The following is a 13,181-nucleotide window of genomic DNA, read 5'->3' as shown; positions in this document are numbered from 1 at the left end:
TTTGTTAACTGGTCGAGGATTAAGTAATTAAAAGGTAAAGGAGCTCAGGCGAAGGGGGATTTGCTGACACAGCTCGGCGTCTTGGGGGCCTGTTCCCGTTGCTGCCATTCAGCGTCGGTATAGGTATGCAGCGCCAATGCATGGATAGCCCCAGCCAATTCTTCGGCCAGCACTCCATTGACCTGACGATGACGCCCCAGCAGGCGCTGACCCTCGAATGCCTGACTCACCACTATCACCTTGAAGTGGCTCTCGGAGCCCGGCTCCACCCTGTGCATGTAGCTCTCGTTGATCACCTCAAGGTGACTGGGGGACAAGGCGGCGGCCAGCTTGGCCTCGATCTGTTGTTGCATGCTCACGGTAAAAACTCCCTCGATGGATATGTGGCCATTGTAGCCAGGGTTGCGCGCCGGATACATCAACCCCGTGGGAAATTGGGCGGTGTTCAGAGGTGCACCAGGCTGGTGAAATTCTTTGCCGCCGCTAGAATAGCGCCACTTTATCTGTCCGCCAGGCAACACCCGGTGGGCACCTCTCTTCGCAACAGGTTGGACTCTCTCTTATGCAAACCCTGCTCGACACGGCCCATTGTCGCCTGACCCTCTATCGTTACCCGCGGCAGAGCCAGGATCCCCTGCAGGCCTGGGATGCGGCGGACGAGTACCTGATCAACGAGCTCGCAGAGGCGCCGCTCGAGCAGGACGGCCCCGTCATCATCATGAACGATGGCTTCGGCGCCCTGGCCGCCTACCTGCACGCTCATGCGCCCATCTGTGTGAGCGACTCCTATATCAGCGAGCGAGCCATCCTGGCCAATCTGATCGAGAACGAGCTGGATCCCGCACAGGTCTCCCTGCAGGATGCGCTGGCGCCATTGCCCGCAGCCCCCGCGCTGGTGGTGATCAAGGTCTCCAAATACCAGGCGTTGCTGGAACAACAGCTGCTGGCGCTGCGCCAGGTGGTGACACCGGCGACCCGCATCCTGGCCGCCGGTAAGGCAAAAGATATCCATAGCTCGACCCTCAAGCTGTTCGAGAAATACCTGGGAGCGACCAGAACCTCGCTCGCCTGGAAGAAGGCGCGCCTCATTTATTGCATCATTGACGACGCGGCCGAGCGCCCGGCGCCGGACAACCCCTTCCCGACGGTCTGGCCGCTGGAGGGCACCGACATGCTCATCCACAACCACGCCAACGTCTTCTCCCGCACCAGCCTGGATATCGGCGCCCGCTTTATGCTGGATAATTTACCGATCCATAGCGCGCGCAAGGTGATAGACCTCGGCTGTGGCAACGGCGTGCTGGGGCTGGCACTGCTGGCACGGGACAGCGAGGTGGAGGTGACCTTCATCGATGAATCCTATATGGCGGTCGCCTCGGCGCAGCTGAACGTCGAGCACAATCTGCCGGATGCCCTGCCCCGCGCCCACTTCATGGTCAACAACTGTCTCGACGACGTGGCGGTGGGGACGGCGGACCGGATCCTCTGCAACCCCCCCTTCCATCAGTTGCAGGCGATCACGGATCACATCGCCTGGCAGATGTTCACCGATGCGCACAGGGTGTTGCCTCAGGGGGGGGAACTCTGGATAGTAGGCAACCGCCATCTGGACTATCACAACAAACTCAAGCGCTTGTTTGCCAACGCACAAGTGGTTGCGTCGAACAGCAAATTCGTTATTTTGAAAGCCATCAAACGCTAAAGATAAAGCTAAAGGAAACCCACGATGAAAAAGTCACTCTTGCTGCTGGCCGCCCTGATGCTGGGTGGTTGTGCCACTCACTGGCCGGAGACCGCCATGCTCAATCCGCAGGTCATCCCCTCCAACCAGCAGTACTACTCCGGCAACAGGATCACCATGGAAGGGGTGGACAAGCGTGAAGCCGCCTATGTCTTCTCCATCAAGAAGAAAGAGAAGGCCGCCGTGCTGGTCAACAGTGAGCAGCCCCTCAACAACCTGCTGGCCGAGAAGCTGGCAGAAGGCCTGCGCAGCCAGGGGCTGGAAGTAGGCAACAGCGGCACCACCAACCTGACCCTGGCCATCTCCACCGCCGCCGTCAACGTGGAGGAGAAAACCTTCACCTACGTCACCAAGTCCAGGGTCAGCCTGCAGGTGATCGCCGACTTCCAGGGCAACAAGCTGACCAAGCAGTTCAACATGTCGTCCAGCAAGGAAGAACCGGGGGAGCCGAGCATGGCCGATCTGGAATCCACCCTGAACCAGCAGCTTGGCAGTCTATTGCAGCAGATCATGGCAGACGAGGCGCTGCGCGGTTATCTCAAGGGCCAGCCAACGAGCTGAGCGAGGACAGATAGATGAAGAAACTCTGGTTACTGGCCATGCTGATCGCCCCGCTGGCGTTCGCTGGCCCCAAGGTCAGGATGGAGACCAACCACGGCAACATCGTGATCGAGCTGGCCCCCAAACAGGCGCCGCAGACGGTGAAGAACTTCCTGCGTTACGTGGCGGATGGCAGCTATGACGGCAGTCTGTTCCACCGCGTGATCCAGAACTTCGTGGTGCAAGGGGGCGGATACAATCAACAATTCCAGCCACTGCCGACCTTCGAACCCGTGGTGAACGAGTCCAGGGGCGGCCTGCCCAACAAACGTGGCAGCATCGCCATGGCGCGCACCCAGGCGGTAGACAGCGCCACCCGCCAGTTCTACTTCAACCTGGTGGATAACGACAATCTCAACGCCAATGCCGGCGCCGGTTACACCGTATTCGGCCAGGTGGTGCAGGGCATGGAGGTGCTGGACAAGCTGGCGCAGGTACAGACGGGCTACAGCTCCATCCTGCGTGCCAACGACGTGCCGACCAGCCCCATCATCCTGAAAAAAGTGGTGTTGCTGGCAGACAAATAACGGGGTTCGGATCACATTCCGCCGCATCCCTGCCAAGATCGCCGGCGCCCCTTTCTATACTCTGGCCTTGCCCCATTTCCGGGGCATGACCCAGAGGAGAAAGAAGGAGGCTCCGGTGATCTATCGCGACTACATAGCCCAACACGCCATCCCGCTGGCCCGGGCGGTTCGCCACTTTCTGGCGCGGGAAATGCCCTATCGACAGCTGGAAGATATGAGCTGGCAGCTCCTCTCCCACTGGCAAACTCTGCCTCACATCCCCGACAAGCAACCGGCCAGCACACAGGAGGCCGTCTTCTGGCACCTGCTGCACAGCCTGCATCAGTGGGACGAACAACAGCTCATCACCCATGCCTGGCTGCGCTTGCAGCTGATGGCCTGCGCCAGCTTCCTCACGGCGGAAGGCCCCTGCCCGCCTCATTGCATCGGCTCACGCCCCTGAAATCCTGATGGCCGTACTCGGCTTGCCTTGGCTATCCCCCGCGAACCTGACAAAATGACCCCCTTTTCCCAGAGGAGTCAGGCATTTGAACACTCTCCGCCCGCCAAGCCGCCTTACCAGTTGGCGAGATGCCCTCGCCGTCTATCTGGAGGGGCGAGTGCTCACCCTGTTTGCCATGGGCTTCTCCTCCGGCCTGCCGCTGCTGCTGGTGTTTGGCACCCTCTCCTTCTGGCTTCGTGAGGCCGATGTCAGCCTGACCGACATCGGCTACATGAGCTGGGTGGCGCTGGCCTACGGCTTTAAATGGGTGTGGTCGCCGCTGGTCGACCGGCTGCCGCTGCCGCTGCTCTCCCGCCTGCTGGGGCGCCGCCGCAGCTGGATGCTGCTCTCCCAACTGCTGGTCGCCCTCTCCCTGGTGGGCATGGCCTACTGCGATCCCAAGACCCAGCTCGCCCAGCTCGCCCTGTTCGCCCTGCTGGTGGCCTTCTTCTCCGCCACCCAGGACATCGTCATCGATGCCTACCGCATCGAGTCGGCACCGGAGCGGCTGCAGGCGGCCATGGCGGCCTCCTACATGACGGGTTACCGGCTCGCCATGATCATGGCGGGGGCGGGCGCGCTGGCGCTGGCGGCCTGGCTTGGCAGCAACAGCGGTTATAACTACCGCGGCTGGCAGCTCACCTACCTGCTGATGGCGGGACTCATGTCCCTCGGCGTCATCACCACACTGCTCAGCCACGAGCCGGATATCGACCTCCATCGCCAGAACGAGCAGCAAATGGAGCGCAAGGCGCTGCTGCTCGAGCGGGGCTGCCCCAAGACCCTGGCCGGGCTGGGCGCCTGGACCTATGAGGCGATCTGGTGTCCCTTTGCCGATTTCTTCCGCCGCCATGGCGGCTCCGCCCTGCTGATCCTCGGGCTCATCGCCTGCTATCGCATCTCGGATGTGGTGATGGGGGTGATGTCCAACAGCTTCTATGTGGACTTGCAGTTCAGCAAGACGGAAGTGGCCACCATCACCAAGGTGTATGGCGTCATCATGACGCTGGTGGGGGCGGCCCTGGGGGGGGTATTGGTAATGCGCTTCGGTACCCTGCGCATCCTGTTTCTCGGCGCCGTGCTCACCGCCAGCACCAATCTGCTGTTCGCCCTGCTCAACCAGGTTGGCCACGATCTGGAGCTGCTGACCCTGATCATCTCGCTGGACAACCTCAGCGCGGGGATCGCCACGGCGGCCTTCGTGACCTATCTGTCGAGCCTGACCAACGTCGCCTTCTCGGCCACTCAGTACGCGCTGTTCAGCTCCATCATGCTGCTGCTGCCCAAATTGCTTGCGGGTTTTTCCGGCCACTTCGTCGAGCAGTTTGGCTACAGCAGCTTCTTCATTGGCACCAGCCTGCTCGGCATTCCGGTGATGGTGCTGATCATCATGGTTTCCAAACGGCACAATCATTTGTTACCACAACCGAACAAATAGCAAGCGTTTGCGCGATTTGAGGGGTGATTAGATTCACAAATCCTGACAAAGTTCCCTGGCTCTTGTTTATCCGTTGAAATTAATTGGCTAGAATCCCTCCCGCTCCTTGTGGGCAGGCTACGGAAAACCTCAACTAAACACACAAGAGACCAATAAAATGGCCAAATTTACCAAGACTCTGATCGCTGCCGGTCTGCTGGCTGCATCCGCCACCCCGGCCTTCGCTGCCGACTACAGCGGCGACATCCACAAGAACGACTACAAGTGGTTCCAGTTCAACGTCATGCACACCATCGATCAGATGCCCTACAGCGAGTCTGAAGGTGGTTACAACGATACCTACTTCGAAATGGAGTTTGGTGGCCGCTCTGGTATCTTCGATCTGTACGGTTACGTCGACGTCTTCGACATCTTCCAGAACAACAGCGACGACAAGCACAACCAGGACAACCTGTTCATCAAGTTTGCACCGCGTATCTCCATCGACGGCATGACCGGCAAAGATCTCTCCTTCGGCCCGGTGCAAGAGCTGTACATCGCCAACCTGATCAACGTGGGTGGTCCGGATGGTCTGTTTGAAGCCATGACCGGTCTGGGTGCCGACGTACAGGTGCCTTGGTTCGGCAAGGTTGGCATGAACCTGTATGCCCGTCACGTCAACGAAGGCAGCGGCGAGCAGGGCTGGAACGGCTATCAGTTCTCCATGAACTGGTTCAAGCCTTTCTACACCTTCTCCAACGGCAGCTTCATCGCGTATCAGGGTTACCTGGATCACCTGTTTGATGCCAAGGACACCTCCACCGACGGTACCGCCATGTTCAACGGCCTGTACTGGCACTCCGACCGCTACGCCGTCGGTTACGGCCTGAAGTACTTCAACGACATCTATGGCATCCAGAACGGCTCCTACGGCCTGAAGACCACTGGTTTCGGTCACTACTTCTCCGTTACCTACAAGTTCTAATCGAACGGGTATCGCGGACACAAAAAACCGGAGCAGCTGCTCCGGTTTTTTTATGGCTCGACCATCGACGGTCTTGCCATCGAACGTCTTGCCATTGAACAAGGGGGAGGGCCGAACCCTCCCCGCCAGCGATCAATCACGGAAATTCTGGAACTGCATCGGCTGACCCAGCTCGGCCCCGCGCACCAGCGCCATGGCCTCCTGCAGATCGTCACGCTTCTTGCCGGTAACACGCACCTCATCGCCCTGGATGGCGACCTGCACCTTGATCTTGGAGTCCTTGATCAGCTTCACCAACTTCTTGGCGATCTCCTTCTCGATCCCCTGCTTGAACTTGACGTTCAGGTGGAAGCGTTTGCCGGAGTGAACGCTGTCACCCACGTCGATGGAATTGCCTTCGATGTTGCGCTTGAGCAGGGCTCCGCGCAGGATCTCGACCATCTGCTTGAGCTGGAAATCGGCATCGGCCTCCAGTTTGACTTCTTCTTTGTTCAATTCGAAGCTGGCTTCAACACCACGAAAATCGAAACGGGTCGCCAGTTCACGATTGGCGTTATCGACGGCGTTCAACACCTCGTTCATTTTGACTTCAGAGACAATATCGAATGACGGCATGTCAGGGCTCCTCAAGTTGCGCTTATAGGGGGGAAAATCTACCAGAAAACCGGCAAATTTGCTGATTTCGATGGGGTTGCTCTGCTAGAATCCCCTGCGCACAGGAATGGCGAGACCCGATAGTGTCCGCCAAGCGACATCTCACTTATCCCAGGTAGCCGGTTGATCGGATTGCGACCACTACCCTGATCGAGTCTCTCCATGCCAAGCGGATCACGCGACAACAACCTTGAAAAAAGCCGACACCCCTCTTCTCCTCAATGGACATTACTGGGCTGCGGTGCCTTGGGTGGCGTGTTCGCTTCCCTGCTGACCCTGAGCGATCAACCGACCCGCGTTCTGCTGCGCGATCGGCACCGCGCCACCCTGCATCCCGGCATCGACTTCACCTCCCTCGAGGGTCATACCCAGTTGCTCGCCATCGAACGGGGCTTCGTCAGTCAACCCGGCAAGATCAAGCGACTACTGGTAATGACCAAGGCCAATCAGGTCGTCCCCGCCCTGGCGCCGCTGGTGGGCAAGCTGACAACAGACACCCCCATAGTGCTGCTGCACAATGGCATGGGCATCGCCGAGCAGGTGGCACAGCTGTTCCCCCATAACCCGGTGATCGCTGGCGTCACCAGCCACGGCGCCATGCAGAACGGTCACTTCGTGTTTCGCCATACCGGCAAGGGCGAGACCTGGCTAGGCCCGGTCAACGAGGCAGCCAAGGCCCACGCCGGCCTGGTGGACGAGCTCGCAACTGCTCTCGGTCAGGCCGGCTGGGATGAGCAGATCCTGACCCGTCAATGGCAGAAGCTCGCCATCAATTGCGCCATCAATCCGCTGACGGCACTCTATAAACTCAAGAATGGCGACTTGGCCGGCCCGCGCTTCGCCGATGTCCTGCAGCAAGTCTGTGTGGAAGTCGCAGATGTGATGCAAGCCGAGGGCCAGCCCACCAGCAGCGATGAGCTGCTGCGCCGGGTGATGATGGTGGTGGAGCTCACCGCCGACAATTACTCTTCCATGTATCAGGACATGGATCTGGGCCGAGAGACCGAGATCGAGGCCATCACCGGTTTCCTGCTGGCGCGCGCCGCCGGACACGGCATCGCGGTGCCGGTCAATCAGGGGCTCTATCAGGCCATCAGAGAGAAGAGTTGAATCCAAGGATGTAAGCGAGGATGGGGTCATCGCCACCGTTTGACCCATCCGACCAAATGGCCCCATCACGGTGCCTGTCAATCAGGGCCTGTATCGGGATCCAGATATAAGAGAGGCGCCGAGCCCGGACAAGGGCTAGCCCGTACAGCGAGGAGTGCACAATGAGCGTTTTGGTATTGGTTGCCCCGGGCTCGGAAGAGATCGAGACCGTCGCCATCGTCGACACCTTGGTACGGGCTTCCATCGAAGTGGTGCTCGCCTCCTGCTGCCCGGCGGGACAGCGCCAGATCCGCGCCTCCCGCGGAGTGCAGCTGGTGGCCGACTGCCACATCGACGAGCTGACCAGCCGTGACTTCGAGGCCATCGTCGTGCCGGGCGGCCTGCCCGGCAGCGAGGTGATCCGCGATACCCCCCTCGCCATCGACCTGCTCAAGGAGCAGGCTCTGCTTGGCCGCTGGCGCGCCGCCCTCTGCGCCGCCCCCGTGGTGGTGCTGCAGCACCATCATCTGCTGGGAGATGCGCGGGTCACCTGCCACCCGGGCTTTCAGTCCAAGCTCCCTCCCGCTCAACTCAGCACAGAGCGGGTGGTGAGGGACGAGGCCCATCGGCTTATCACCAGTCAGGGCCCCGGCAGCGCCATCGAGTTCGCCCTCGAAATCGTGCGGGCATTGCGAGGTGATGATATTGCCCATGCTGTGGCTGGCCCCATGGTGATGCCATAAAAGCGAAGATTCTGGATGCAACAGACTAGTTGACTGGTTCTATATCTGTTTTGGGCTGCTTGGCGCGGTAGGCATCCATGATGGGGGCCCAATCCATGCCGAGCGGCACAGGATATTGCTTGAATAGCTCGCCATATTTTTTGTCGAAATCATCCATGCCATATTGGCGAGCTACCGGGACTTTTTTATCATACCAGTCGTCGGTCACCTCTTCGGCAATACCGCGAACAAGCAACTGATCAGGTCGGATCTTGAATCCTTGCAACAGCACTTCAAAATAACCACCTGGTGCTAATCCAAAGTAGAGCCAATGACGACGCTCAACCTTGCCATCGACCATGAACTGTTGCCCTATCCGTTGTTCCAAGTCAGCGGGCAAATCGACTTTGATACGATAGCGCTTACGATCATGAAACGAGACCATCTCAACCACAGCTTTATCAGGCACAGATACCCCATCGGTAGGGAGACCACCTCCACCAGCCCAGTAATAACGCTGTCCCTTAATGCGATCAGCTAACAGACCGCCGCCCCCACCCCCAGCTAAACGATCAGCGTACACTTGCTTTCCACCACGATAAAACTCTGTCTTGGTATTTTTAGTACTGTCGATATTACTACCCGTGCCATAAACCCAATAGATGGGCTCTACCGCAGAAACTGCCAGCGACCAAAAAAGGCTGCCCAAGATCAATAATCGTTTTAACATCATGACTTCTTGTTCCCTATCAGTTCCCGTCTCTCCTTACTGATGGTTGGCTCGTACCTATTGGTGTTAGCCGGGTTGGCAATACCTTGATTACTGGCACTATGATGCAAATAGTCACGGCGCAAGGCACGGTATATATTCGCTGATAATTTATGGGCCAAGTTATCTGCTAGCGCTTGTTTAATGGCGGATAGTGCCCAAAGCCGATCCAGAGCTTTCAAGTCAACCTCTGGCCTTTTGATTGAGAGCGGTTCAAGTTGCAATACCCGATCTTCAGGTTTCCACTCTTTAAACGGCACCCCCACTGCACGCCCTGCCTCTACCATCATATGCAGCGGGATACGAGAATATTCCCCCTCCACCACCCGATTCATCAACACTTCTACATAGACAGATTTCTTGCCGAGACCAGAGCTATTCTTCCCCTCAGGACGTCTAAAAGAGTAAGGCTTCAAGCTGATAGCCCCAACCGACGGGACTACGCCACGGGGCAAATTGGGATTAATGCGCTCTACCCACCCCATGGCTCGCTTTTCTTCGGCATAGGCCTTTGCTTGCAAATAAGCACGGCTCGCATTTTCCGGTATATCGGCGCTTTCGACACTCATAAAACGCTCCAGTTCGATGCATTCCGTCAGTGCAGGATCGCTATTGGGATTACCCAGGCTCCAGCGGCTGTAATAACCGCCCCCTATATCAGAGTGAGCCCCAGGTAGTGCCAGTTCAGTAAAATGAGCCGGTATACCGTTCTCAGCCCTACCTTCAATGATACGTGACAGTGGAAAGTGTTTACGTACTTCATCCTGCGCGGTCAGATGTACTACTCGTTGTGCGCAATCAGATTTAAGATTGACGTTGACACGGGAGTTGTAGGAGGAGACCACGGTATCGAACAGACCGACAAAGGTAAAGCGTACATCATCCCGACTAGCCCAATCAAAACCAGCCTTCAGTCGAATATCCGGATTATTGGCCATCGCCTTGGCCAAAGGGTGAGTGGCCTTCTGGTCGATCGTATTAACAAAATGGCGGGCAGCGGCAGCGCCACGGCTAAAACCAAACACATCAAACTCAATACGACCGATACTGTCGATCTCAGGCAATACCCGCCCCAGATCAAGCTGGATACTTTCAATAATCTTAAGTTCGCAAGCTAACGTCACTTTGCCAATAATGGAAGTATCTTCCCCACCAACGTCGAGATCCAATCCCTGAGTCAGGGTATCGTCCGAACGATATTCAAGGCCATTGTCTCCTGCTATTGGATCTCGAGTCCCAATACCACTGATATAACTGTGGGCCACCAGAGTACCTGCTGTGATGTCATATTGCTCAAATAACTTACCCACATTGGTCACATCATTGGCCGAACTTCCTTCGACCGGGCTTTGGCCCATCTGGCAAGCACGCAGTTCCTTCTCCCGCTGGTGCGGATCGGAGCAGGTCTCGAGCAACCACTGCTCTACCTTTTGCAACCCGGCCTGAGCATTACGGGTATTGTTACCGGTACCATCGAAGAAAACTCCAATCCGTAATACATTGATTTGATAGCCCTTAACCTCGATCACATAGGAATGTTTGGTGATAAAGCGCGGCGGTTGTGCCTGTCCGGCTTTATGTCCTTCCGGTAGTGGTTGCTCGGGGTAGGTAAGGCAGAGGTCGCCGGAGGTGACCTTGATATGCTCGCGCTTGATATCGCAGTGCCCCGGCAACTTGTCGGTATAGGCAGGAACCTCACTGATGTCCCCTTCTTTGAGCGTCTCACGGGATTGCGCCGCTTTGAGCCAGGATGGGGTCTCCAGCTTGACGGTTACCGAGCCGACCGCAAAGCCCTCAACCAGGGTCGGGCCGTCTTTCAAGGTCACTGTCTTGCTCTTGCCAGCCTCATCCGTCAGCGTTGCCTTTAGGCCTTTAAACGATCGATTATGTTCATCGCGAACGTCTACTTCTATCCAGCAGTTATAGCGTTCGCAGGGTATGCAGTGGGGATCGGAAAACATCAGCGGGCTCCCGTCAGGTCGTTATGTTTGTTCAACCAGTTTTCAATCTGCGCCAGCTCATCTTCCGTCAATACCAAGGGTACCTGGATGCTATCCAGCGGCAGTCCCACCTGTAGAGTGAGAGCCCCGGCCACGACACCATCACGAATGTCATCTTGCAATCCTGCCTGATTGGCCCGTTTAAGCAGGGGAAGAATCACATCTTCAGGGTTCGGATGACGCTCCATCATAGCCGTCATGGCCTGCCATAACCGCCGCCGCAAGATATAGGCATGTCGACTCTCGTCGTAGAGCGCAGTCAGGTGATGAGGTCGGATGTGAAACCAGGGGGTCTGTCTCGGTGGATGAAACTCGGCCCCCTGTGTGCGGGAAAACCCATCGTTATTGGCCCACAATCCGGCACAAGGACCCAAAACGGCATCGAGCTCGTCAAGCGTCATGGTCGTGAGCATCGGCAAGAAAATACGATGGTCAGAGAAACGAAACCAGACAGCCTCTCCTTCGTGGATAACCTCTATCAAGCTTCGCCAGTGGCGGCGAACCTCCTCGGCTGGCTGATCACTGATCAGATAAAAACCGCTCAGAGTTGGGTACAAGGTCACAAATTCGGCAGAGGGCTCTTGCAACAACCAGGGGCCTAGTGCGGATTGTTCAGCAAAAGGGGTTCCAGCAAACAGGGGGCAGGCTTCTCCGCTCCCCAGTTCGTAGAAGCGTTGTATCAATGTGCTGTCCGCACCGCCATCTACGATGACAAACAAGGTTCCCTGGTGCTTGGCCCGCCATTCATAAAAGTCCATGATTAACCTTCCTCGGCGAAAGGACAGGGCTTAACCAGTGGAGCCATGGACGCCATGCTCTTGAAAATGGCCGGGGCGGGCAAGGTTGCTGGCGGCGGCGCCACCACTTCAACCACGCCGGGCTGGATCGGCATCTGGCCACCCCAGCCAGAACCAGAACCCGGGCTGCCGCCGGAGTTCATCTTGATGGAACCGCCCGAAAGGGTGACACCGCTCGGGTCTAGCTTGACGAAGCTGCCGCCCACTTTCAGGGTCAACTCGGCTCCCGCCTCCATCACTATCTTCATGCCCGCCTTGTGGTGCACTTCACTGGCCGCTTCCACCAGCAGGGACTGCCCCAGCTTTTGGTGCAGACTGGCATCCACGGTCAGCGAATAATCGCCCTTGATCTGGTCCCGCTTCTCGCCGTTCACGGTGAGGTGGTCATTGGCCTTGATGCGGGTCACCCGCTCATTGTCGATGTCCCTGTGCTCGTCATGCTTGATGTGCCAGGCTGCATCATTCTCGATGAGTACGTTCAGGTCTTTCTGACCGTGGATATAGATCTCTTCCTGGCCCGCCTGGTCTTCGAAGCGCAACTCGTTGAAACCTTCCCCCTGATGGGTCTCGGTGCGCAGCACGGTGCGGGTCTTGTTGGCCGGCAACTCGTAGGGAGGTCTGTTGGTGACGTGGAAGGTGCGCCCGGTCACGATGGGCTGGTCCGGGTCCCCTTCCAAAAAGCTCACGATGACCTCATGACCAATGCGCGGGATGGCCAGCATGCCGTACTGGCCCCCCGCCCAGCCCTGGCTCACCCGCACCCAGCAGGAGCTCTGGTCGTTGGAGCTGCCATATCTGTCCCAGGGGAACTGCAGCTTCACCCGGCCGTGCTCGTCGCAGTAAATCTCCTCCCCCTCCGGCCCCACCACGGTGGCGATTTGCGGCCCGTCCACCATCGGTTTGTGGGGCGCTTCCGGGCTGCCGATGCGGGCGCGCCAGCTGGTGCTCGCCTTCACCACCGCAAATTCGTTGTGGTAGACGGTCGGGCCGCTGCCGCCCTCTTCCTCCAGCGCCTGGGGCTGTAATCCGGTGTGGCTGATGCGCACCACTTGCCAGTCGGTGTTCAAGCCGCCGTTCGGGTGCTCGGTGAGGGCAAAGGTCTGGCCCGGCAGCAGGGCCGCGCAGTTGGACTTAGCCAAGCCGGTCACCGCATCGTTGCGCAGCGCATCGAGTCGATGTTGGGCAAACGCCTTGCCGCTGCCATCCTGCTTGTAGCGGCCCGGGTAGTCGAAGTGCTGGTAGGTATCGCGCTGGTGCTCAAGCTCGGCCCCCAACTTCTTGTGAGACAGGCCATAGGCCGGGGTCTTGAAGCTGTAGTCCTTGAGCTCCACATCGCTCGGGCGCACCGCCTCCCGGTAGTGGAACTGGCGCACGTAGGGCCCTTGCTCCAGCGAGCGGT

The 13,181-nt window shown here is 58.1% G+C and carries 14 protein-coding genes; 8 read left to right on the top strand and 6 right to left on the bottom strand.

Translation table 11 applies throughout. The features are described 5' to 3' along the window. Window positions 1–44: 44 nt before the first annotated feature. The gene (locus LG30_RS0118145) at window positions 45–353 is read right to left on the bottom strand and encodes a BolA family protein (protein ID WP_033132134.1); all 309 of its coding nucleotides are present in this window, start codon (window positions 351–353) and stop codon (window positions 45–47) included. Window positions 354–562: 209 nt separating this feature from the next. Between LG30_RS0118145 and LG30_RS0118140 the strand changes: the two genes are divergently transcribed. The 6 genes from LG30_RS0118140 to LG30_RS0118115 all read left to right on the top strand — a co-directional run bounded on the left by LG30_RS0118140 (window position 563) and on the right by LG30_RS0118115 (window position 5,751). After that, entirely contained in the window at window positions 563–1,702 is a 1,140-nt protein-coding gene (locus LG30_RS0118140; RefSeq protein WP_033132099.1) for a methyltransferase, read from the top strand. A 24-nt stretch (window positions 1,703–1,726) separates the two neighbouring features. Then, window positions 1,727–2,302: a YajG family lipoprotein gene (locus LG30_RS0118135; RefSeq protein WP_033132098.1), complete on the top strand. Its 576-nt coding sequence runs from the start codon at window positions 1,727–1,729 to the stop codon at window positions 2,300–2,302. A 14-nt stretch (window positions 2,303–2,316) separates the two neighbouring features. Next, entirely contained in the window at window positions 2,317–2,868 is a 552-nt protein-coding gene (locus tag LG30_RS0118130) for a peptidylprolyl isomerase (protein ID WP_033132097.1), read from the top strand. A gap of 115 nt (window positions 2,869–2,983) precedes the next feature. Then, entirely contained in the window at window positions 2,984–3,310 is a 327-nt protein-coding gene (locus tag LG30_RS0118125; protein WP_033132096.1) for a hypothetical protein, read from the top strand. Between the two features lie 85 nt (window positions 3,311–3,395). After that, the gene (locus tag LG30_RS0118120; RefSeq protein ID WP_033132095.1) at window positions 3,396–4,787 is read left to right on the top strand and encodes an AmpG family muropeptide MFS transporter; all 1,392 of its coding nucleotides are present in this window, start codon (window positions 3,396–3,398) and stop codon (window positions 4,785–4,787) included. 157 nt (window positions 4,788–4,944) lie between these two features. Next, window positions 4,945–5,751, top strand: coding sequence for a nucleoside-specific channel-forming Tsx family protein (locus LG30_RS0118115; RefSeq protein ID WP_033132094.1), 807 nt, complete (start codon window positions 4,945–4,947; stop codon window positions 5,749–5,751). Between the two features lie 132 nt (window positions 5,752–5,883). Here LG30_RS0118115 and LG30_RS0118110 read toward each other — a convergent pair whose 3' ends face one another. Further along, window positions 5,884–6,366, bottom strand: coding sequence for a YajQ family cyclic di-GMP-binding protein (locus LG30_RS0118110; RefSeq protein ID WP_033132093.1), 483 nt, complete (start codon window positions 6,364–6,366; stop codon window positions 5,884–5,886). A 201-nt stretch (window positions 6,367–6,567) separates the two neighbouring features. Between LG30_RS0118110 and LG30_RS0118105 the strand changes: the two genes are divergently transcribed. Both LG30_RS0118105 and LG30_RS0118100 read left to right on the top strand, forming a co-directional pair. Continuing rightward, window positions 6,568–7,515: a ketopantoate reductase family protein gene (locus tag LG30_RS0118105; protein WP_033132092.1), complete on the top strand. Its 948-nt coding sequence runs from the start codon at window positions 6,568–6,570 to the stop codon at window positions 7,513–7,515. Between the two features lie 161 nt (window positions 7,516–7,676). Next, window positions 7,677–8,237, top strand: a complete 561-nt coding sequence (locus tag LG30_RS0118100) for a DJ-1 family glyoxalase III (RefSeq protein WP_033132091.1) — start codon at window positions 7,677–7,679, stop codon at window positions 8,235–8,237. Between the two features lie 25 nt (window positions 8,238–8,262). On the opposite strand, the gene LG30_RS0118095 is transcribed toward LG30_RS0118100, so the two are convergent. The 4 genes from LG30_RS0118095 to tssI form a co-directional block, all read right to left on the bottom strand. Further along, window positions 8,263–8,946, bottom strand: coding sequence for a DUF2931 family protein (locus tag LG30_RS0118095; protein ID WP_033132133.1), 684 nt, complete (start codon window positions 8,944–8,946; stop codon window positions 8,263–8,265). Continuing rightward, window positions 8,946–10,946, bottom strand: a complete 2,001-nt coding sequence (locus tag LG30_RS0118090; RefSeq protein WP_033132090.1) for a phospholipase effector Tle1 domain-containing protein — start codon at window positions 10,944–10,946, stop codon at window positions 8,946–8,948. The genes LG30_RS0118095 and LG30_RS0118090 overlap by 1 nt, the downstream gene beginning before the upstream one ends. After that, window positions 10,946–11,743 (bottom strand): DUF4123 domain-containing protein, encoded by a 798-nt coding sequence (locus LG30_RS0118085; protein ID WP_033132089.1) that lies wholly within the window; start codon window positions 11,741–11,743, stop codon window positions 10,946–10,948. Before LG30_RS0118085 ends, LG30_RS0118090 begins: the two co-directional genes overlap by 1 nt. Window positions 11,744–11,745: 2 nt before the next feature. Further along, window positions 11,746–13,181, bottom strand: a 1,436-nt coding sequence (tssI, locus tag LG30_RS0118080) for a type VI secretion system tip protein TssI/VgrG (RefSeq protein WP_033132088.1), incomplete at its 5' end; no start/stop codon positions are given.

The organism is Aeromonas aquatica, from assembly GCF_000764655.1.
Lineage (GTDB): Bacteria > Pseudomonadota > Gammaproteobacteria > Enterobacterales > Aeromonadaceae > Aeromonas > Aeromonas aquatica.
Note: the sequence above shows the minus strand (reverse complement) of the source record. Positions and strands in the feature narration are given on the sequence as shown.